Genomic DNA, 19,358 nt, shown 5'->3' on the forward strand with positions numbered 1-19,358 from the left:
ATAAAATATTAGTTAACTGACAAAGCGGTTCGCAATTGGTTAGAATAAGCTAGATTTTTCAACCACCAGAGCGATCACTATGCATGTACATATTTTAGGAATTTGTGGCACCTTCATGGGCGGCCTTGCGTTGCTTGCTAGAGCTGAAGGGCACAAGGTAACCGGTAGTGATACAAATGTTTACCCGCCAATGAGTACGCAATTAGAAGAGCAAGGCATTGAGCTCATTCAAGGGTTTGATCCGGCTCAGTTAGGGCAAAATGAAGACGATGCACCGGATCTTGTGGTTATCGGCAATGCCATGAGTCGTGGTAATCCTTGTGTTGAAGCTGTACTTAACCGTGGGCTTAAATATACCTCTGGGCCGCAATTCTTAGCCGAGCATATTTTGGCTGACCGCTGGGTATTGGCGGTGTCTGGTACTCACGGTAAAACTTCAACCTCAAGTATGTTGGCATGGATCTTAGAAGATTGTGGCTACGAACCTGGCTTCTTAATTGGTGGGGTACCGCAAAACTTTGGAGTGTCGGCACGGCTTGGTGGTTCACCATTTTTTGTGGTGGAAGCCGATGAATACGACAGTGCTTTTTTCGATAAACGCTCTAAGTTTGTCCATTATCAACCGCGTACATTGGTGATCAATAACCTAGAGTTTGATCACGCAGATATTTTTGACGATCTCAGCGCTATTCAGCGTCAATTTAACCATGTCATTCGCACCGTTCCGGGCGATGGTAAAATCATTTGGCCTGCTGATGCACAAAGTGTGCAACAAGTGATTAAACTCGGTTGCTGGAGTGAACAAGAAACTTATCATTTGCATAGTGTTACGCAAGGTTGGCATGCGCGTAATCTTAGTGATGATGGCCATCAATTTGAAGTGCACTTTAACGCAGAGCTGCAAGGAGAAGTGGACTGGCAGCTTATTGGGCAACATAATATTGAAAACGCGGTTATGGCAATTGCCGCAGCCCGCCATGTGGGGGTAAAACCTGATGCTGCCATTGCGGCACTAGCGCGATTTTCGCCTCCTAAACGCCGTATGGAATTATTAGGGTGTGTTAACGAGGTTGAGGTGTACGATGATTTTGCTCACCACCCGACGGCTATCAGCACCTCGTTAGCAGGGATGCGTGCTAAAGTGGGTAACAGTAAAGTGACCGTGATTTTAGAGCCGCGTTCAAATACCATGAAAAGCGGTGTGCACAAAGATACTCTAGCTAACTCGTTGGCTTTGGCTGACAACGTATTTATGTACCAGGCGGGTGATATCGACTGGGATATTAGCGCTGCAATGAGCAACGCTGCGATACCGGTTAGCGTGTTACATGATATTAATGACATTATTGAACAAGTTGTTGCCCAAGTAAGCAGTGGAGATACTATTATTGTCATGAGCAATGGTGGTTTTAATGGGTTACATCAAAAATTGCTAGCGCAGCTAAGCACCGGAATAGGTAAATAAATCGCCATGAGTGAAACATATCGTAAAGCTAACAAGTCGATTAGTTTGGCTTGGACTGGCGCTTCTGGTGCTCCCTACGGCCTAAGGTTATTAGAAATATTGCTCAAAAGTCAGTATCAAGTGTTTTTGATGATTTCGTCAGCTGCGAGAGTGGTGTTAGCGACAGAGCAGGGGTTAAAGCTTAGTGGTAATACTGAAAAAGCCACCGCGCAGTTATTGGCACAATTTGGCGAGGTGTCAGGTGAGCTTATAGTGCTGGGTAAAGAGGAATGGTTTTCACCGCCTGCTTCAGGCTCCGCAGCGCCTAAGCAAATGGTGATCTGCCCATGCAGTACAGGCACATTAGCTGCCGTTGCAACGGGCATGAGTAATAATTTGCTCGAACGTGCTGCAGACGTAACGATAAAAGAGCGTGGCCAATTGATCTTAGTGCCACGAGAAACGCCATTAAGCGCTATACACTTAGAGCATATGTTGTCGCTATCGCGTTTAGGGGTCACAATAATGCCGGCAGCGCCGGGTTTTTATCATAACCCCCATTCAGTTGAAGATCTGGTAGACTTCATGGTCGCTCGGATCCTTGATCATTTAGGCATTGAGCATGCATTAACGAATCGCTGGGGTTATGATAAGCATAATGCCATTGGTATCGACTACTGAGAGTTTTATGAAACACACTACAGAAATGATGATCTCTGCAGAAGAGATCGATCAAAAATTAGATATTTTAGCTGAACAGATAAACGCGCATTATGCACAGAGCGATCGCCTGTTAATGGTCGGCTTACTGAAGGGGTCGGTGGTGTTTATGGCGGATCTTTGTCGACGCATTAAAGGCCATGTCGAGATCGATTTTATGTCGGTATCTAGCTATGGCACCGGCATGACAAGTACCCGAGATGTTAAAATCCTTAAAGATGTTCAGTCTGAGATCCAAGGTCGAGATGTATTGATCGTTGAAGATCTGATTGACTCAGGCAATACCTTAAACAAAGTGCGCGAAATGCTACTCATTCGTGAACCAAAAAGCTTAGCGCTGTGTACGCTACTTGATAAGCCGGAGCGTCGCGAGGTTGAAGTGCCAGTGGACTTTGTTGGTTTTACTATTCCTGATGAATTTATTGTAGGTTATGGCATTGATTATGCGGAGCAATACCGAAACTTGCCATACATCGCAAAAGTTATTCCGCTTTAAGGCGGCTATTGCTTTATATATTTTGCACCGAGTATGAATACGCTTGAGCTAGTCGTCGCTAAACACATTCGGGCACAAGAAATATGATTGACTCCCGCACCGGCGGGAGTTTTTGTTTGCAGATATCGATATATTAAATAAGTGAATAGGTAAGCTCAAACGCGTTTGCAATACGCACGCACAATAGCACCGATTGGCCTGACGGGCTTAATACATTGTCAGTGTCTTGATGCATCACATTTAGTATTATTGGTGAGTATTAAATTAATTGATTGGAACAACAATGGCGAACACAGAAGCAGCCTTGGTTATCGACTCTCTAAAGAAGACCTATAAAGGTGGAGTTGAAGCGGTAAAAGGGATCAGCCTAACGGTAAACAAGGGCGACTTTTTTGCGCTGCTTGGGCCTAATGGCGCAGGTAAATCCACTACGATTGGTGTGATCAGTTCGTTAGTGCAAAAAAGTTCAGGAACAGTGTCTGTATTTGGGCATGATATTGATCGTGAACTTGAGCTGGCAAAGCTCAGTATCGGGCTGGTACCACAAGAGTTTAACTTCAACCAGTTTGAAACGGTACTGCAAATTGTGACCAATCAAGCAGGTTATTATGGCGTCAAGAAAGCTATCGCACTTCAACGTGCAGAAAAGCACTTGAGCCAGCTAGATTTATGGGAAAAGCGCAATAGTCCAGCTCGTGAGCTGTCAGGCGGCATGAAACGCCGTTTGATGATTGCTCGAGCATTAATGCATGAGCCTAAACTTCTGATTTTAGATGAGCCAACCGCAGGTGTTGATATTGAACTACGCCGGTCAATGTGGACTTTTCTAACAGAGCTTAATGCGCAAGGCGTGACGATCATTCTTACGACGCATTATTTAGAAGAAGCTGAAATGTTGTGTCGTAATATCGGTATTATCGATAAAGGTGTGCTGGTGGAATGTACTAGCATGAAGTCGTTGCTGAGCCGCTTAAACATGGAAACCTTCATATTAGATTTAGGTGTAAACCTGAGTGAAAAACCGAACCTAAATTCAATTGAATGCCGCTTAACTGATGGGCATACATTGGAGGTCGACGTGGCGAAAGATCAGAGTTTAAATGATGTTTTTGTGCAGTTAAATGAACAGAACATTCAAGTGCTGTCGATGCGTAACAAGGCTAACCGCCTTGAAGAGCTGTTTGTTGAGCTAGTTGAAAAAGGCAAAGCTGCTGGAGCTGGAAAATGAATATGAAAGCGCTGTATTTGACAGCTTTTAAAAGTATCTTAACTAAAGAAATAAACCGCTTTACCCGTATTTGGATCCAAACCCTCGTCCCGCCAGCGATCAGTATGACGCTGTACTTTTTGATTTTTGGTAACTTAGTGGGTAAACGCATTGGTGAAATGGGCGGCGTGTCTTACATGGAGTTCATTGCCCCTGGTTTAATTATGATGGCGGTGATTACCAGCTCATATTCAAATGTGGCTTCCTCATTTTTCAGTGCTAAGTTTCAACGTAACCTAGAAGAGCTTATTGTTGCGCCAGTGCCACATTACGTGATCATTGCAGGTTACGTCGGTGGTGGGGTTGCTCGTGGACTCTGTGTGGGCTCGATTGTGACATTAGTGGCCATGTGTTTTGTTGATATCACCTTGCACCATGCTGGCTTAGTTGCACTTACTGTGTTTTTAACCGCAGTACTATTTGCATTGGGCGGATTAATTAATGCTATTTTTGCAAAGAGTTATGATGATATTAGTATTGTACCGACCTTTGTATTAACTCCATTGACGTACTTAGGTGGAGTGTTTTATTCATTGTCTTTGTTGCCTGACTTTTGGCAAGGTGTGTCAGCGCTTAACCCTGTGGTCTATATGATTAACGTGTTTAGGTTTGGCTTTTTAGGTTATGCCGACATGAGCGTTCCGGTTTCAATCGCGATTATGGTAGGTTTTTGCGTTGGCTTGTGGAGTCTTGCGTATTATCTTATTTCGCGCGGAATAGGGCTGAGAACCTAACGGTAATATAGTATGCAACTAAAGCCAATAATCTGATTATTGGCTTTTTTTTGGTCAGTTGTGCTCAATAAATCTGACCATATCGAATAACTGGCCAACAGAATTAAACATCAATTTACTGGTACAGCAGTGGCCATTTTGGCTAGCGTATAATTGCACTCGTTGTTGCAGTTGCTTCATTGAAGGTGCCGCAACCTCAGTTGTAAGAGTGATTGGAGCTTCATCAACAATACGGTAGTAACTGCCGCGATAGTCAATAATAGTACAGTCTTTTAGCAGGCCTAGCATGCTGGTTTGTATCGACCACTCACGGGCGGTTTCAAGTAGCAATAATTCACAGGTATCTTGTTGAAATAGTATCGCTGGCCAAATTAAGGTATTTAGTGTGGTGACCATTATGTTCTGTGTCGCTGTGGTGGCGCTAATTAATCTGTGAAATTAATAGGCTGAGTAATTTGGTGTTTACGCTTCAGTAGCTGCTCAATCATCGAAGTATTACTTTTTATTAGGTTATCAAAGTGTTCATTCATCTTCTGTTTGGCAAGCGTAAATTCTGGATGATCAACTTCCTTTTTTTGCCAGTAGCGACTGCGTTCAAGCTTTTGTAGCTCACTAACTCTTAAGATTTCATAATAACTGTTTTCTTGGTTTAAACGATACACTTCACCGTCGACAAGCTGCAATAATCGCTCTTTTGAAATAACGCCTTTTTGAAATAGTGCTTGTAATGGATCTTGTGTCGAAATGGGCTTGTCGGAGTCGGTTTCAGTGGTAATGCCAAATTCATATTCAATTTCATGCTGGCGAAAATCAGCAGGGCAGGAGTGTTGGCTAAAGACTATTTTGTCATCTTTAAAACATTTATAGATACTGCTAGTTGCTTGTACTGAAATGCTTAACGATAAACAAATAACCGAGAGTATGATTTTTGACATGGGCTCCTACATCCTTTTATAGCTCAAGTTATATTGATTCTCGCACAACATAAAATAAGCGACTTACATAACTTGCTTGCCGGTAGTGTTGATACTGCAGGTCCATTTTGCAGCACATATACTATGGCTTAACATTAATCATAACACCAGTTTCGGATGGCAAGTTGATGCGTATCATTAAGTTGTCACAGTCAGAATACAAATATATTAGGCTGAATATAGTGATGATATTGAATGGCTTAAGGAGTTTTACGCTAAAAGTGATTTAATTACTGCGAGTGTAAAGTGGCTTAAACTGTTGTTGTAAGCCACCAATATAACCCGTTAGTTTAGTTTTACGGTGATATTATCAATCAAGCGGACATTTCCCATGTAAGCTGCTAGCAAAATAACCCGTTCTCGGTCATTTTCTTCAAACACTTTACTGAATGTCTTTGCGCTGCGAATATCAAGGTAGTCATGCTTAAAGCCTGCATCGACAATTGATTTTTGCGCTGCACGAATAACCTCGTCATCATTTTGACCCGCTTGTAACGCCAGCGCCATGCTATCTAAGGTTTGCTTTAGCACGGCAGCCTGTTGCTTTTGTGCTGGGCTTAAATAGCCATTACGTGAGCTCATAGCAAGACCTGAAGGTTCACGTATGGTGTCAACGCCAATAATTTCAATCGGCATCGACAGGTCTTCAACCATGGTTTTAATCACTAACAATTGCTGAAAATCTTTTTGGCCAAATACGGCAAGATCCGGTTGGACAATATTAAATAGTTTACACACAATCGTAGCGACACCACGAAAATGCCCTGGGCGACTTTCACCACACAGTTGTGTTGATATTAATGGCACTTCTACAAACGTTTGTGCGTCCATGCCTTTCGGGTAGATGATGGCAGGCGTAGGAGTGAACAGTAGTTCTACTCCAGCTTCTATCAATGCGTGTTGATCATCTGCCAGAGTTCTTGGGTAGGCATCAAGATCTTCGTTTTGACCAAATTGCATCGGGTTTACAAAAATCGAGGCAACAACATGATCGGCTCGTTCTCGCGCTTCTTTGACCAATGTAAGGTGGCCTTGGTGTAAGTTGCCCATAGTAGGCACAAAGGCAACTGTTTCGCCTTTTTTGCGCCATGCGCGTACTTGCTCGCGAATAGCGCTAATTGATTCTGTGGTGATCATGATACGACTGCTCTAACACTGACTAATAAAACGGATGAACAAGGGCTTAATTAAAGGTGTGTTCTTCCGCTGGAAAAACACCTTGAGCGACTTCATCGATATAGGCTCGAACGGCGCTGCGGATCTCGCCGGTTTGTTTTAGGTAGTTTTTCGAAAAACGCGGAATATAGCCACTGGAAATGCCTAATACATCATGCATTACCAAAATTTGGCCATCAGTAACTGCACCAGCACCAATACCAATCACTGGGATTGTTAAGGCTTCTGTAATCGTTTTAGCTAACTCAACAGGAATGCATTCAACGACTAACAGCTGTGCACCTGCGGCTTCGAGTGCCTTGGCTTCATCAAGAATACGCTGCGCATTGTCTGCACCGCGGCCTTGGATCTTAAAACCTCCAAACACATGCACAGACTGAGGTGTTAAGCCTAAATGTGCACAAACAGGAATACCGCGCTCGGTGAGCATCTTAACGCTTTCAAGTAGCCAGTGGCCGCCTTCGACTTTAACCATGCTAGCACCCGCTTGCATTAACGTTGTGGCATTTGTCATGGTTTGTTCTGGCGTGGCGTAACTCATAAATGGCATATCGGCAATCAGTAGCGCCCGCTTTATGCCACGACTAACGCATCGAGTATGGTAAGCAATGTCGTCAACTGTCACCGGAAGCGTGTCGTTATGTCCTTGAAGTACCATGCCCATTGAATCACCGACTAATAATACGTCAACGCCTTCACTATCGAATGCGTTTGCAAAGCTGGCATCATAGGCCGTTAATGCAGTGAATTTTTTGCCTTCATTTTTGAAGGTACGCAGTGTGGAACTTGTTATTTTAGACATAGTGGTATTTTAGAACCTAATTTGTGAAGCTGTTTTATGCCATGCGTGGCAACACTTCTATGATCTTGGGAGCAAACTCTGTGCTAACGGTGTCATCTTATCAAAAACGAAGACTATACCCAAACCGCTTCAAACTGCGGCGTTATGCATGCTGAAAAGTGACCCTGCTTAAGGGATGAAATTACAGTACTGCCGATGTTAATTCAATAATATAATCGCGCTAAATGGTATGGTGCCGTGGCTGGTAAGGGTGAATGTTGAGAGCTCAGAAGCGGTGATGATGTATAAGATGATGACTTATCCGGCTTACTATTACGCCCGTTGCAGCTGAGCGACTAGGGCGTCTGTTACTAAACTGCGCAGTGGCGTCGCATCAGGTAAAATTAACTCTGGTGCTAAGTCAAATAGCGGCACCAATACAAAGCTGCGTTGCTGCATGCCGTAATGGGGAACAGTGAGCCTGGGCAGGTTGATGACCTCATTGCCATATAGCAGTAGATCTAAATCAAGAGTTCGAGGACCCCAGCGTAATGTGCGGAGTCGGCCTTGATTATTTTCAATTTCTTGCAACGCATCGAGCAGCGCGATGGGTGACAAGCTCGTACTAAAACTCGCAACGGCATTCACGTAATCGGGTTGTTCAACATCCCCCATAGGCGCGGAACGGTAGTACGGAGAAACTCTAAATGAATGGTTGGAAGCAAGGCTCAACAATGCTTGGCAAGCATTGTTGAGTTGTTCGACTGGTTCGCTTAAATTAGCCCCGAGTGCAACATAGACTTGAATCATTATTCTACAGGTTTAGCTGGGGCTGCCTTGGTTGAAGGCTTGCGGCGACGGCGCTGTGCATTGCGGTTACGACCGCCTTTGTTGCCTGATTTTGCAATAACGTTACGTTGCTCTTCATTACCCTCAACAAAGCTCTGCCACCATGCCGCATTTTTTGCCACACTTCCGCCCTCAGCAGAGCCGCGTAGTAACAGTAAGTCATATGCAGCTCTAAATTTAGGGTGTTCGATAAATCTAAATGCTTTAGTGCCTTTATTGCGTTCAAAACGCAATTGAAGTTGCCAGATGTCTTTAGTGACGCTACTAAATCGGCGTGGAATGCTGATTGAGCGGCATTGTTGCTCCATCACGTCACCCATCGCAGCGGTGTATGCATCATAGAGGCTTAAGCCACTTTCTAGGGCAATGTCATCAGCTCGTTGACTAAGTGGATACCATAATAATGCTGCATAGAAAAAGGCAGGCGTTACGGGTTTGTCTTGCTTAACGCGCAAGTCCGTGTTTTCCATCATTTCTTGCAATAATTTGGCGATAGGTCCGTGAGGCGATTCATTTAACTGGGCATCGACCAATGGAAATAACGGAGCAAATAAGCCTAAATCGCGCATCATATTGTAGTTTTGCGAGGCTTTACCCGCAAAATACAGCTTGAGAATTTCTTCGTACATGCGCGCAGCAGGAATGTCTTTAAGTAGCGCGGCCAAAGTTGGAATTGGCGCCGCAGCTGCAGGCTCAATGTTCATATCAAGTTTGGTCGCAAAACGAACTGCTCGAAGCATGCGTACAGGATCTTCGCGATAGCGAGTCTCAGGGTCCCCAATTAGGCGAATGGTATGCGATTCTAAATCTTGTAATCCACCGCCATAACTATGAATAGAGAAATCACTGATATCGTAATAAAGAGCATTAATGGTAAAGTCACGACGTTCGGCGTCTTCATCAATACTGCCGTAAACGTTATCACGCAGCAGTCGACCAGATTCGTTCGTTTTAGATACGGTCTCTACGCTGTCAACATGGTGGCCACGCAAGGTCGCGACTTCGATAATATCGCGGCCAAAAACAATGTGTGCTAAACGAAAACGTCTGCCAACAAGGCGGCAGTTACGGAAAAGTTTTTTAATTTCTTCAGGGGTAGCGTTGGTTACCACGTCAAAATCTTTAGGTTGAAGCCCCAGCAAAATATCACGCACCCCGCCGCCAACTAAGTAGGCTTTAAAACCTGACCTATTGAGCCTGTACAGGACTTTGATCGCGTTATCGCTGATCTGTCTACGAGAAATCGAGTGCGCTTTTCGAGGCACAACTTCTAAACTCAGGCCAGCCTGAGTACTTTCTTCAGCTTTTGAACTATCGTCAAATAACTTTTTACAGAATTGGCTAATACGGCGAAAAATGGGACACCTCTAATATGGATCTTAAGCTTAACGTAAAAATAAGTTGGCTATGATAACTCAATTAAAGCTCAATGAGTATACGATTGAGCTTACGTCGCTAGGAGTATTTCAGTTTGGCTAGGCACTTTGCTTAAATCAAACTGACTTACTGCTTGTTCAAGCATTATACTGACTTGGGTTTCAGGTGTCACTTTAGCTTGCCCCAAAAATGCTAAAGCAGCATTAATACTTGCTTGAGGTTTGTCGACATTAATGGCGGTTGCATGGTTTTGTTTTGATAACTTGCGGCCTTTTTCTGTGCAAGCTAAAGGCAGGTGCAACCAATTAGGGCTTGGTTGATTTAATAATTTAAATAAACTTAACTGACGGCAAGTTGGTTCAAGCAAGTCTGAGCCGCGCACAACCTCGGTTATTTGCTGGTGAATATCATCAAGAACCACAGCTAATTGATACGCGTATAGGCCATCACTGCGCTTAATAATAAAATCTTCTGTGGCAAAGTCGTTGTCGACATTGATGCTGCCTTTTAGTTGGTCTTGAAATTGTGCAACACCATAGTGGTTCCGAATGCGTATAGCGCCCTCTTTATGGGGCTGAACCCGTGTACCGCAGCGGCCGTCATAGCTGCCACCCATGGCTTTAATTTGTTTTCGGGTACACTGGCAGTAATAAGCACTATCAGTGCTGAGTAGTTGCTCTATTTGTTGCTGATACACATTTAAGCGTTGGCTTTGATACAGCACCGACTGATCCCAGTGCAAGCCATAGGCTTCTAATGTTTTTAAAATCAGATGGCTAGCACCAGCGACTTCTCTTGGTGGATCAATGTCTTCGATACGCACAAGCCATTGGCCACCCATGGAGCGGGCACGCAAAAAACTGCCTAAGGCAGCAATCAATGAACCAAAATGAAGCGGACCAGAAGGGGACGGCGCAAAACGGCCAATGTAAGGGGGTGGGTTAATCATTTATGCAGCGCAAAATAAAAGCGCGGAGCCTAGAGCTCCGCACCTTAAGATAGCGGTTATCCCGCCATCTGCTTTTCTTTGATTTCAGCAAGCGTTTTACAATCGATACACTGATCGGCTGTTGGGCGAGCTTCTAGACGACGGATACCGATTTCGATACCGCAAGAATTACAGAAACCGAAATCTTCATCTTCGATAAACTGTAGTGTCTTTTCAATCTTCTTAATTAGTTTGCGTTCTCTATCGCGAGCACGAAGTTCTAAACTAAATTCTTCTTCTTGGGCAGCGCGATCGACAGGATCCGGGAAGTTAGCGGCTTCATCTTGCATGTGATTAAGAGTACGATCGACTTCTTCACGCAATTGGTTACGCCAAGCTTCAAGAATGGTCTTGAAGTGACCCGATTGGTCCTCGTTCATGTACTCCTCACCTGGTTTTTCCTGGTAAGGTTCTACACCTGCGATAGCGAGCACGCCGAGTTTTTTTGTGCCTTGAGGCATAACGCATCTCCTGTTAATCATTTGCGTTGTAGGGCGTCCGAATAATAATGGCCGCTATCTATACCAGAAACCTGATATAGAGGCAAATAATTTGTGTTGTCTGGACTTGATTCTTTGACTATCCCCGCTATTAAGTACAAATTCAACTCTATATCAAGATTTAAAGTTTAACCGGACAGGATTTAACCAAATTTACTGACGTCGCAGACAAAGAAGCACTATAGGCAATGATCTCTACGCCAGCTAAAAATGCTTCATTAAGTAACGCTGCGTAAGCCGGATCGATATGTGCAGCGGCTTGTACAGAGTCGATACCAGTATGCTGCACAACAAACAGTAATACGGCTCTATGGCCTTGTTGCACCATCTCTATTAATTCACGTAAATGCTTTTGCCCGCGTGTGGTAACTGCATCAGGAAAATAACCTTGCCCTTGCTCCAGTAACGTACAACTTTTAACTTCAACATAGCATCGACCCCGTTGCTGGTCTTCTAGTAATATATCTATACGGCTGTTTTCACTGCCATATTTAACTTCTCGTCGTAATGATGAGTAACCGCATAACTCAGTAATTATCTTGGCATTAATCGCCTCTTCAGCGAGGGCATTAGCTCGTCCTGTGTTAATACCAATCATATGCCCATCTGGCGTTTGTGCTAGCTCCCAAGTGCGGCTGTATTTGCGCTTGGGGTTATCTGATACCGAAAACCATATCTTAGATTGTGGAAATAAACAGTTGCGCATAGAGCCTGTGTTGGGGCAGTGGATGGTCACTTCAGTGCCATCGTCTAAAGTGATGTCGGTGAGAAAACGCTTGTAGCGTTGGATTAAAGTCGCGCTTTGAAATGCCGGGCTAAACTGCATCATTACCTTCATAAATGACGATTATATTGACGTTAGGTTAACAGAGTTGTTGGGTGAAGAAAGGCGGTTTTAGGTTTTTAATCTTAGATTAAGCTAATTAATTAAGCTGCTGTTTAAATGAGGTTATATGGTTGGCTAATTGAGCGCTGACTTTAGATATCGTAAGGGATCCAGTAAACTCAGTTGAAAATAATAAGTTAATCGAGAGTACTATTGCTGATCGATTCATATTTTAAGGACCGAAAATGACAGATTTAATGAAAGTGACCCTCACTCAAGATGCACCAGCTCCGCACTGGGGCACAGCCAGTGTTACTTTTCAAAATGACATGGCCATTGTGCATATCAAGGCGGGTGATGTTCAGCGCCAAGTTCAGCAAGCTGCTCGCAAACTTCAAAGCCAAGGCGTCAGTTCTGTTGCGTTAGAAGGGGGGTTATGGACGGTTGATCTACAGTGGGCATTTGCTCAAGGTTTTGCAACCGCCAAGGCGCAGCCACAAGTACAATGGACCGGTGATGCTGCGAGTCAGACAATATTAGCAAACCGACTTGCTAGCGCTAATTTTGCCCGGCACTTAATCAATGAAACTCCTGAAAACTTATCTCCGATGGTTTTAGCTACGCAGGCTGCTGAGTGGCTGAGCGAAATTGGCGGCGATAAAGTTAGTTACCGAATTATCGAAGGCGAAGCGTTATTAGAACATCAATGGATAGGGATCCATGCAGTCGGCCGCGGCAGCGAACGTCCACCTGCATTGTTGGAAGTTGACTATAACCCGCTTGCTAGTGATGCCGATGTTGCTGTGGCGCTAGTGGGTAAAGGGATTACTTTTGACTCAGGTGGCTACAGCATTAAAGGCTCTGAAGGAATGTTGGGCATGAAGTGTGATATGGGCGGCGCTGCAACCGTTACCGCTGCACTTGGCTTAGCCATTAAGTCAGGTCTAAATAAGCGCGTTAAACTGTTTTTATGCTGTGCTGAAAACCTCATTAGCGGTCACGCTTATAAGTTAGGCGACATTCTAACCTACAAAAATGGTGTCACTGTTGAAGTGGTCAACACCGATGCCGAAGGCCGTTTAGTTTTGGCTGATGGTTTGCAGGCCGCGTCTGAAACTGGAGCACCATTGGTTATCGACGCTGCGACGTTAACGGGCGCTGCGGTTATGGCTGTAGGTACTAACTACAACGCGATCTTCTCGCCTCAAGCAGAAGTACTGGCCCTAGCACAAGAAAAAGCATTAGCAGCAGGCGAGCGGGTGTGGCCATTACCACTTGATCCTTGGCATCGAGATAATTGCCCAAGCCCATACGCAGACACTGCGAATAGTCGCGCAATGAAAGGTGGTGGTGCGGGTGGTGCTTCAAATGCAGCGGGTTTCTTATGGCGCTTTGTAGCCCCTAACACAAACTGGTTACATATTGATTTAGCTTCGGCATTTTCTGATTCTGGTGATGCATTATGGGCTGCAGGTGCAACGACACATGGTGTGTTGACCATTGCAGGCTTATTAGAAGATTAATAAACAATATTAGTGTGAGTGAATATTTTATTGGGCACTTGCTCAGTATTTTATTTTTCTAAAAGCGCAGGTATGGCGACATATTTGCGCTCTTTTTAAAAGCTCGGTCAATATATTTAAAGCTGCCATTAATACATATTTACACTTTGAGTCACATTTATATTGTGCACTTTGTTAAAATCCGCTTTGCTATACCGTATTAATGTTGCAATATTGTTGTTTGTAGTCTTTTTTTTGCTTAAGTATTGGTTTGTCGTCTATGAAGCTTAGTTTTAGTGAATTCTGTATTGATAGTGAAACTGCAGAGTTATCAATCAATGGAAACAAAGTTCCGATTGATGAGCGTAATATTATGCTTATTCAATTGTTAGCCGACTCCTACCCTGATTACTGCTCAAAACAAACCTGTTTAGACACCATATGGGTAGGCACAATTGTGTCTGATATGTCTCTTTCTAAGTTAGTTTCCGATACCCGTAAAATATTTTGCAAAGCTGGCTATGACAACGCACTAATTCAAACCATTCATGGGCGGGGTTATCGCCTTGATCATTCTTTAGGTAAGCAACTTAGCCAGTCAAGCGTTACAGACAACCATGTCGTCGATCCCCCTGCAACAGTCACTGAACCTTCAAACCAGCGCGATACTTATGTTGAGCGCAGAAAAAATACCAACCCTATCTCTTGGTGGGAAATTTTCGCTAAGGTATTGATTGCTCTGTTGCTCGTGCTAGCCCTAGTGTTTCAATTTAGGCTGGGAGGCGTAAATAGTCAGTCGGCGGTCAATACTAACTACCTTAATGCAACTGAGTCGACACAGACACTTGGTAGAGTGCTTTGGATAGACGATCATCCTCAAAACAATTTGATGGAAAAAGCCTACTTCCAAGCCTTGAATATTGAGGTATACAGCACACTGACATCTGAAGAAGCGATGGTTTTGTTATCAAGGTACCAATATGAAGCTGTGATCTCTGATATGGAACGCCATGGCGACTCGCTTGCCGGACTTAAGCTGTTACAATCGATGAGGGCGGCCGGGCATCAAGTTGATTTTTATATTTATACTTTTGAAGATGAGGCAGGCTTAATTGACACGATTACTCGCAGTGGTGGCCAAGGGGTGCTAGTCGATAGCGAGTCTTTGTATGAGCAAGTACTAGCGCATTTTTAACTGGTAAACCCTTTCACTAAAATACCACTTTCATCATCAACATTTACTCCTGCTACTTAGTTTTATTTGAGCCAATGATGGCGCTCAAAAAGACGGAGCTAGCGGCTTTAATAGCAACTCTTTACGCAGTTAAAATGAAATACCATACCGCAATGCTCGGGCTTTCTGACGCAGCGAAAGTATTAAGTTATTCAATTGCTATTTTACCAACGTATAAATAGTGTTCGTGTTAGCGAATATGACGGCGTAAATGCATCTGCAGTGCTTATTTTGTTGATTAAGACTAAGTACTACTAACGTTAAAGAGGCTCATTATAATATTTGGTTGTGAGTGATGTGCTAAATTACGCTGCTGAGATTAGCATTAGTTTTTAGCGGCAAATATTCATACTGAGCTTTAACATTATATTTAAAGTAATTATGAGTAGTTATAAATATTAATAATCATTTGCATTTAGGTGTGTATTCGTATTTACTTAATAAGTTGTGGCTCGATAAATTTAATTAATGACTGTTTTTTAACGTTTAAATTTCAATTCAAGATTTTTCAAACAAATTCAAAGTTTCTCAATGGGTAGATCGCAACTCATATGGTATCTATTAGTTATCAAGTCACTAGCGCATTGAACACTAATCCTTTTGCTTTGTTCATGACTTTTAAATGGCTTGCTGGATAACCATCCAACCTTATTTACAGTTCTTCGATTCGCCACCTGAGCTTAGGTGGCATTTTTTTTGCAAAAATTAGCAAGTATATTAATGGCGCTAAAAATAACATCAAAGAACGATGAGTTAGACTTTCAATCTCAAAAAAAACGAATCTCAAAGCGGTTAAAATAGCTCATTTAACACAAATGTTGGCAGCTTAATTATGGAGTCAGCTGCTATTAAGTTGCGCTTGCATCAAACGCGTTGAGATTTGCTAACTAGATATTTAAAGTCAGTGTAAAGGCAAGGTCACAGTAAATTAGTCAGTAAAGCCATCTTGAATAAATAGATGCTTAGTTTGATTAAAATTAGCTTCGGTACAATTAACGAAATCGATAGCATACTGGGCATTGTCTAATCTGAACTTGGCTATTTTGGCTATCTCATACTCATTCATGACGATATTCATCGCTTCTTGAGTCCATTCAGCTTCGCCTTGTCCAATCACTACTTCTGGTGGATCGTAGTGTGTGATCATCCAGTTTTGTAACTCTTCAGCAGTGATTTTTCCTTGCTTCCAAGATGATAATAGCTCAGTAAGCTGTACTTTCGTAATTTGCGATGTAGTCATGGGTAAACCTGATCCTGTAAATAATGCGGCATAGATTAGCTTACTTTGCGATAGCTCAACAGTCTAATTAAGTTGCCAAGAATGTAGGATTGGATATTCAACGCCATTATTGCCGCTAAAAGATTCAAAAAGGTGCAATGCTGTCGGTTGCATTATTAGCGGTACATAGCTCAGGTTGTGTACCGCCATTTTGGCCTTTCTCGACAACGTGATGTGAGGAGTAAATTCATGCTCACTTTGATGAAGCCTTAATTGTTTGGCAAGTAGTTGCCCAGCATTAGCTAGGGAAATAAGGCTGGGGTCAGAAGCTTGACCTTTAAGGCAGAGTATTTTGGGTTGTTGCCAATGCTCAACTAAATCTAATGAAACCGCAAAACCAGGTTTTTCTAACGCGTCTACAGCCAAGATTAGAGCGTCAAGCGTGCTTGAATTTACTTGCCCTAAAAATGCCAGAGTTACATGTAAATTTCGTGCTGGTACTAACCTAACGCTTTTGGGGAGCTGTTGCTGAATAGCCTGCACTTGTGCAGTTTGTTGTGGCGTTAATGAAAAGCCTAGAAATACTCTTTTTACAGTATTATCTGTTTTCTTTGGCATCGTTTTTCCTGCATCGAGTGATAAAATCTGAGGAGTGCTTAGTCAGTAGAGGGTTTTAGAGTACACTGCTAGACACTTAATTTCTTTCAAATGGCGAGTTAATACTCGACATATTGAGCTGCAAACGAAAAGATACCTGTGACTTTATTACCCATTCATACGCTAATCAAACCGATACGAACAGCCTTTAACCAGTGTAATCAAATGATCCTTGAGGCGCCAACGGGTGCTGGTAAGTCAACCGCGTTACCACTGGCAATGTTAGATTGGGATGAGATCGACGGCAAGATTTTAATGCTTGAACCAAGGCGTGTAGCGGCACGTAACGTGGCCCAATTTATTGCGCGCCAACGCGGTAGTGCGCTGGGCGATGAAGTCGGTTATCGAGTACGCGGTGAGTCAAAAGTCAGCGCCAATACGCGGCTGGAGATCGTAACCGAAGGCGTACTGACCCGAATGATCCAGCGCGATCCGGAGTTAACAGGGATCGCTCTGGTTATTTTTGATGAGATCCATGAACGTCATCTCACTACCGATCTTGGTCTCGCGTTGGCGTTAGAGATCCAGTCAAGCTTTCGTGAAGATCTAAAGCTGCTTGCTATGTCTGCGACTTTAGCGGGTTTACCACTAGCCAAGTTAATGCCAAATGCAGCCATGCTCAGCAGTGAAGGGCGTAGCTTTCCGGTTGAGCAAGGCTATCGTGCAGCCCCCGTGCAAGCAAAATGGCTTGAGCATATGGCTAAAGTTATTCTCGAACAATTGGCAATTCACAGCGAAGGCTCCTTGTTAGCCTTTTTACCTGGTCAAGGTGAAATTCACAAATTACACAGTATGCTTGCCCCACGCTTAGCGGCAGATAAGTTTTCGCTTTGCCCGCTTTATGGTAGCTTGCCAGCCAAGGCGCAAGACATAGCAATTGCGCCTGCAGCAAAAGGTATACGTAAAGTTGTGCTTGCGACGAACGTGGCTGAGTCAAGCTTAACCATTGAAGGTATTACACAAGTTGTCGATAGCGGCTATAAACGCCAAGCCAGTTTTAATCCTAAAACCGGTGGTACCCGGCTATCACTTAAAAGGATTAGCCAGGCATCTGCTGCGCAACGTAGTGGTCGTGCTGGCCGCTTAATGGCAGGTTTTAGCACTCGATTGTGGAGCCAAGAAGAGCAGGGGCGACTCAATCAAGCTGACGAGCCAGAAGTGGTGCACACTGACCTTATTTCAATGGTGCTAGATGGCGCGTATTGGGGCGTTAAGGCATTAAATGAACTGCCTTTACTGACGCTGCCGTCACCAGCCAATGAAAATGTAGCTTGGCAATTACTGGCGTCGCTTGAAATGGTTGATACCAAGCGGGCGATAACCGCTCACGGCAGGGCTGCATACGAGTTAGGCTGTCAGCCGCGTTTAGCGCATATGTTATTAACGGCCAAAGAGTTATCGAAGCAAGATGGAAACGACAACCTTGCGGTACTTGCGTGCATCATCGCAGGCACGTTAGAGGCCAGAGGTCGCAGTCGTAAAGGTGCCGATATCAGCCATTATTTTGCCGAGACATTAGCGTCAGAGTCAGCAAAGCAAATCCGGCAATGGATTAATACCCTAAAACTTAATTGCAGCGCAGGCCAGGGGTTAGCGGCAGTTGCCCGCTCAGCAGCAAGTGATGATATTGCCATGCTGTTAGCATTTGCATACCCAGACAGAGTTGCCAAAATGCGTGGGGTGAGTGGTTACCAACTTGCAGGAGGAACAGGGGTTGAGTTACCCAGTGAAGACGCTCTAGCAGGGCAGCCGTGGTTAGTGATTGCTGACTTTCAAGAGACAGAAGGCCGAAGCAGCGGTAAGGTTTACCTTGCTACGCCGCTTAATGAACAATTATTTACTGAACAATTATCGGGTTTAGTTGATACCATTGAATACGGCGGCTGGGATGACGTAAAAGGGCGCTTTTTTGCTGAAAACCAACGCCGTATTGGACAAATATTGTTGTCAAAAACGCCAATTAAAACCCTAGATAAACAGTTAATAAAAAATGCTATTGTAGAGCAAGTTAAGCTGAAAGGTTTAGGGCTACTAAAGTTTGATGACCGTACTGAACAGTTGCGCTTTCGAGTTGCTATAGCGGCTAAATTCGACACGTCTCATGACTGGCCTGCACTTGATGATGCTGCATTAATCGCAAGTTTAGACGAATGGTTGAGCCCTTATTTAGATGATGTGCGAAATATCGGGCAGTTACAAAAGTTAGATTGTTATACGCTATTGCAAAATATCATGCCTTGGGCAACCCAGCAGCAGCTCGAACGTTTATTACCTACAAAGTGGTTAATGGCAACGGGCACTCACGCTAAAATTGAGTATGACGCAGAGCACCGAGGGCGGTTGAATGTAAGGTTGCAAGAAGCATTTGGCATGCAAGAAAGCCCTAAGTTGGCCAATGGTAAGTTAGTGGTCACTATGGAGCTACTGTCACCAGCAAGGCGACCACTCGCGCTAACCGCAGATTTAGCCAGTTTTTGGCAAGGTCCTTATGAGCACGTTAAAAAAGAGATGAAGGGTCGATACCCAAAGCATTTATGGCCTGATGATCCGGCGAATACACAACCGACCAAATTTACCAAAAAGAAGACTTTTAACTCTCAATAGTTAAAAACTA

The 19,358-nt window shown here is 43.8% G+C and carries 19 protein-coding genes; 8 read left to right on the forward strand and 11 right to left on the reverse strand.

Going from position 1 to position 19,358, the window contains the following annotated elements; genetic code table 11:
• The first annotated feature begins 79 nt into the window (after positions 1–79).
• The 5 genes from mpl to RGE70_RS02085 all read left to right on the forward strand — a co-directional run bounded on the left by mpl (position 80) and on the right by RGE70_RS02085 (position 4,661).
• The gene (gene mpl, locus RGE70_RS02065) at positions 80–1,465 is read left to right on the forward strand and encodes a UDP-N-acetylmuramate:L-alanyl-gamma-D-glutamyl-meso-diaminopimelate ligase (RefSeq protein WP_310469901.1); all 1,386 of its coding nucleotides are present in this window, start codon (positions 80–82) and stop codon (positions 1,463–1,465) included.
• Positions 1,466–1,471: 6 nt separating this feature from the next.
• The gene (locus tag RGE70_RS02070; RefSeq protein ID WP_310469902.1) at positions 1,472–2,125 is read left to right on the forward strand and encodes a flavin prenyltransferase UbiX; all 654 of its coding nucleotides are present in this window, start codon (positions 1,472–1,474) and stop codon (positions 2,123–2,125) included.
• Positions 2,126–2,132: 7 nt separating this feature from the next.
• Entirely contained in the window at positions 2,133–2,660 is a 528-nt protein-coding gene (gene hpt, locus RGE70_RS02075; protein ID WP_310469903.1) for a hypoxanthine phosphoribosyltransferase, read from the forward strand.
• A 283-nt stretch (positions 2,661–2,943) separates the two neighbouring features.
• On the forward strand, positions 2,944–3,888 hold the full coding sequence (locus RGE70_RS02080) for an ABC transporter ATP-binding protein (RefSeq protein ID WP_310469904.1): 945 nt from the start codon (positions 2,944–2,946) through the stop codon (positions 3,886–3,888).
• Between the two features lie 2 nt (positions 3,889–3,890).
• Positions 3,891–4,661, forward strand: coding sequence for an ABC transporter permease (locus RGE70_RS02085; protein ID WP_310472892.1), 771 nt, complete (start codon positions 3,891–3,893; stop codon positions 4,659–4,661).
• Positions 4,662–4,715: 54 nt separating this feature from the next.
• Here RGE70_RS02085 and RGE70_RS02090 read toward each other — a convergent pair whose 3' ends face one another.
• The 9 genes from RGE70_RS02090 to sfsA form a co-directional block, all read right to left on the reverse strand.
• Complete coding sequence (locus tag RGE70_RS02090) at positions 4,716–5,057, reverse strand: DUF4144 family protein (RefSeq protein WP_310469905.1); 342 nt, start codon at positions 5,055–5,057, stop codon at positions 4,716–4,718.
• Between the two features lie 29 nt (positions 5,058–5,086).
• Entirely contained in the window at positions 5,087–5,596 is a 510-nt protein-coding gene (locus RGE70_RS02095; protein WP_310469906.1) for a DUF4124 domain-containing protein, read from the reverse strand.
• 324 nt (positions 5,597–5,920) lie between these two features.
• Positions 5,921–6,772 (reverse strand): pantoate--beta-alanine ligase, encoded by an 852-nt coding sequence (gene panC / locus RGE70_RS02100; protein ID WP_310469907.1) that lies wholly within the window; start codon positions 6,770–6,772, stop codon positions 5,921–5,923.
• Between the two features lie 46 nt (positions 6,773–6,818).
• Positions 6,819–7,613 carry a 3-methyl-2-oxobutanoate hydroxymethyltransferase gene (panB, locus tag RGE70_RS02105; protein WP_310469908.1) on the reverse strand — a complete coding sequence of 265 codons (795 nt, stop codon included), beginning with the start codon at positions 7,611–7,613 and terminating at the stop codon, positions 6,819–6,821.
• 312 nt (positions 7,614–7,925) lie between these two features.
• Positions 7,926–8,402 (reverse strand): 2-amino-4-hydroxy-6-hydroxymethyldihydropteridine diphosphokinase, encoded by a 477-nt coding sequence (gene folK / locus RGE70_RS02110; RefSeq protein WP_310469909.1) that lies wholly within the window; start codon positions 8,400–8,402, stop codon positions 7,926–7,928.
• The gene (gene pcnB, locus RGE70_RS02115) at positions 8,402–9,706 is read right to left on the reverse strand and encodes a polynucleotide adenylyltransferase PcnB (protein WP_375087888.1); all 1,305 of its coding nucleotides are present in this window, start codon (positions 9,704–9,706) and stop codon (positions 8,402–8,404) included. The genes folK and pcnB overlap by 1 nt, the downstream gene beginning before the upstream one ends.
• A 182-nt stretch (positions 9,707–9,888) precedes the next feature.
• On the reverse strand, positions 9,889–10,767 hold the full coding sequence (gene gluQRS, locus RGE70_RS02120; RefSeq protein ID WP_310469910.1) for a tRNA glutamyl-Q(34) synthetase GluQRS: 879 nt from the start codon (positions 10,765–10,767) through the stop codon (positions 9,889–9,891).
• A gap of 56 nt (positions 10,768–10,823) precedes the next feature.
• Positions 10,824–11,267: an RNA polymerase-binding protein DksA gene (gene dksA, locus RGE70_RS02125; RefSeq protein ID WP_310469911.1), complete on the reverse strand. Its 444-nt coding sequence runs from the start codon at positions 11,265–11,267 to the stop codon at positions 10,824–10,826.
• Positions 11,268–11,427: 160 nt separating this feature from the next.
• Complete coding sequence (gene sfsA / locus RGE70_RS02130; protein WP_310472894.1) at positions 11,428–12,132, reverse strand: DNA/RNA nuclease SfsA; 705 nt, start codon at positions 12,130–12,132, stop codon at positions 11,428–11,430.
• A gap of 245 nt (positions 12,133–12,377) precedes the next feature.
• Between sfsA and pepB the strand changes: the two genes are divergently transcribed.
• The gene (gene pepB, locus RGE70_RS02135; protein WP_310469912.1) at positions 12,378–13,655 is read left to right on the forward strand and encodes an aminopeptidase PepB; all 1,278 of its coding nucleotides are present in this window, start codon (positions 12,378–12,380) and stop codon (positions 13,653–13,655) included.
• 259 nt (positions 13,656–13,914) lie between these two features.
• Positions 13,915–14,829 carry a winged helix-turn-helix domain-containing protein gene (locus RGE70_RS02140; protein WP_310469913.1) on the forward strand — a complete coding sequence of 305 codons (915 nt, stop codon included), beginning with the start codon at positions 13,915–13,917 and terminating at the stop codon, positions 14,827–14,829.
• A 967-nt stretch (positions 14,830–15,796) separates the two neighbouring features.
• Here RGE70_RS02140 and RGE70_RS02145 read toward each other — a convergent pair.
• Both RGE70_RS02145 and thpR read right to left on the reverse strand, forming a co-directional pair.
• Positions 15,797–16,108: a hypothetical protein gene (locus RGE70_RS02145; protein WP_310469914.1), complete on the reverse strand. Its 312-nt coding sequence runs from the start codon at positions 16,106–16,108 to the stop codon at positions 15,797–15,799.
• Positions 16,109–16,171: 63 nt separating this feature from the next.
• Positions 16,172–16,705 carry an RNA 2',3'-cyclic phosphodiesterase gene (gene thpR, locus RGE70_RS02150; RefSeq protein WP_310469915.1) on the reverse strand — a complete coding sequence of 178 codons (534 nt, stop codon included), beginning with the start codon at positions 16,703–16,705 and terminating at the stop codon, positions 16,172–16,174.
• 138 nt (positions 16,706–16,843) lie between these two features.
• Between thpR and hrpB the strand changes: the two genes are divergently transcribed.
• Positions 16,844–19,348, forward strand: a complete 2,505-nt coding sequence (gene hrpB, locus RGE70_RS02155) for an ATP-dependent helicase HrpB (protein WP_310469916.1) — start codon at positions 16,844–16,846, stop codon at positions 19,346–19,348.
• Positions 19,349–19,358 lie beyond the last annotated feature (10 nt).

Origin of the sequence: Shewanella youngdeokensis (assembly GCF_033180165.1) — a bacterium.
Taxonomy (GTDB): Bacteria; Pseudomonadota; Gammaproteobacteria; order Enterobacterales; family Shewanellaceae; genus Shewanella; species Shewanella youngdeokensis.

Bases quoted from the DNA above. Each gene is read 5' to 3' on its own strand.
- folK (WP_310469909.1), bottom strand. From the start codon at position 8,402: ATGATTCAAGTCTATGTTGCACTCGGGGCTAATTTAAGCGAACCAGTC.
- thpR (WP_310469915.1), bottom strand. From the start codon at position 16,705: ATGCCAAAGAAAACAGATAATACTGTAAAAAGAGTATTTCTAGGCTTT.
- dksA (WP_310469911.1), bottom strand. From the start codon at position 11,267: ATGCCTCAAGGCACAAAAAAACTCGGCGTGCTCGCTATCGCAGGTGTA.
- mpl (WP_310469901.1), top strand. From the start codon at position 80: ATGCATGTACATATTTTAGGAATTTGTGGCACCTTCATGGGCGGCCTT.
- hpt (WP_310469903.1), top strand. From the start codon at position 2,133: ATGAAACACACTACAGAAATGATGATCTCTGCAGAAGAGATCGATCAA.
- RGE70_RS02080 (WP_310469904.1), top strand. From the start codon at position 2,944: ATGGCGAACACAGAAGCAGCCTTGGTTATCGACTCTCTAAAGAAGACC.
- gluQRS (WP_310469910.1), bottom strand. From the start codon at position 10,767: ATGATTAACCCACCCCCTTACATTGGCCGTTTTGCGCCGTCCCCTTCT.
- RGE70_RS02145 (WP_310469914.1), bottom strand. From the start codon at position 16,108: ATGACTACATCGCAAATTACGAAAGTACAGCTTACTGAGCTATTATCA.
- RGE70_RS02140 (WP_310469913.1), top strand. From the start codon at position 13,915: ATGAAGCTTAGTTTTAGTGAATTCTGTATTGATAGTGAAACTGCAGAG.
- RGE70_RS02090 (WP_310469905.1), bottom strand. From the start codon at position 5,057: ATGGTCACCACACTAAATACCTTAATTTGGCCAGCGATACTATTTCAA.
- RGE70_RS02095 (WP_310469906.1), bottom strand. From the start codon at position 5,596: ATGTCAAAAATCATACTCTCGGTTATTTGTTTATCGTTAAGCATTTCA.
- RGE70_RS02085 (WP_310472892.1), top strand. From the start codon at position 3,891: ATGAAAGCGCTGTATTTGACAGCTTTTAAAAGTATCTTAACTAAAGAA.
- panB (WP_310469908.1), bottom strand. From the start codon at position 7,613: ATGTCTAAAATAACAAGTTCCACACTGCGTACCTTCAAAAATGAAGGC.
- sfsA (WP_310472894.1), bottom strand. From the start codon at position 12,132: ATGCAGTTTAGCCCGGCATTTCAAAGCGCGACTTTAATCCAACGCTAC.
- panC (WP_310469907.1), bottom strand. From the start codon at position 6,772: ATGATCACCACAGAATCAATTAGCGCTATTCGCGAGCAAGTACGCGCA.
- pepB (WP_310469912.1), top strand. From the start codon at position 12,378: ATGACAGATTTAATGAAAGTGACCCTCACTCAAGATGCACCAGCTCCG.
- RGE70_RS02070 (WP_310469902.1), top strand. From the start codon at position 1,472: ATGAGTGAAACATATCGTAAAGCTAACAAGTCGATTAGTTTGGCTTGG.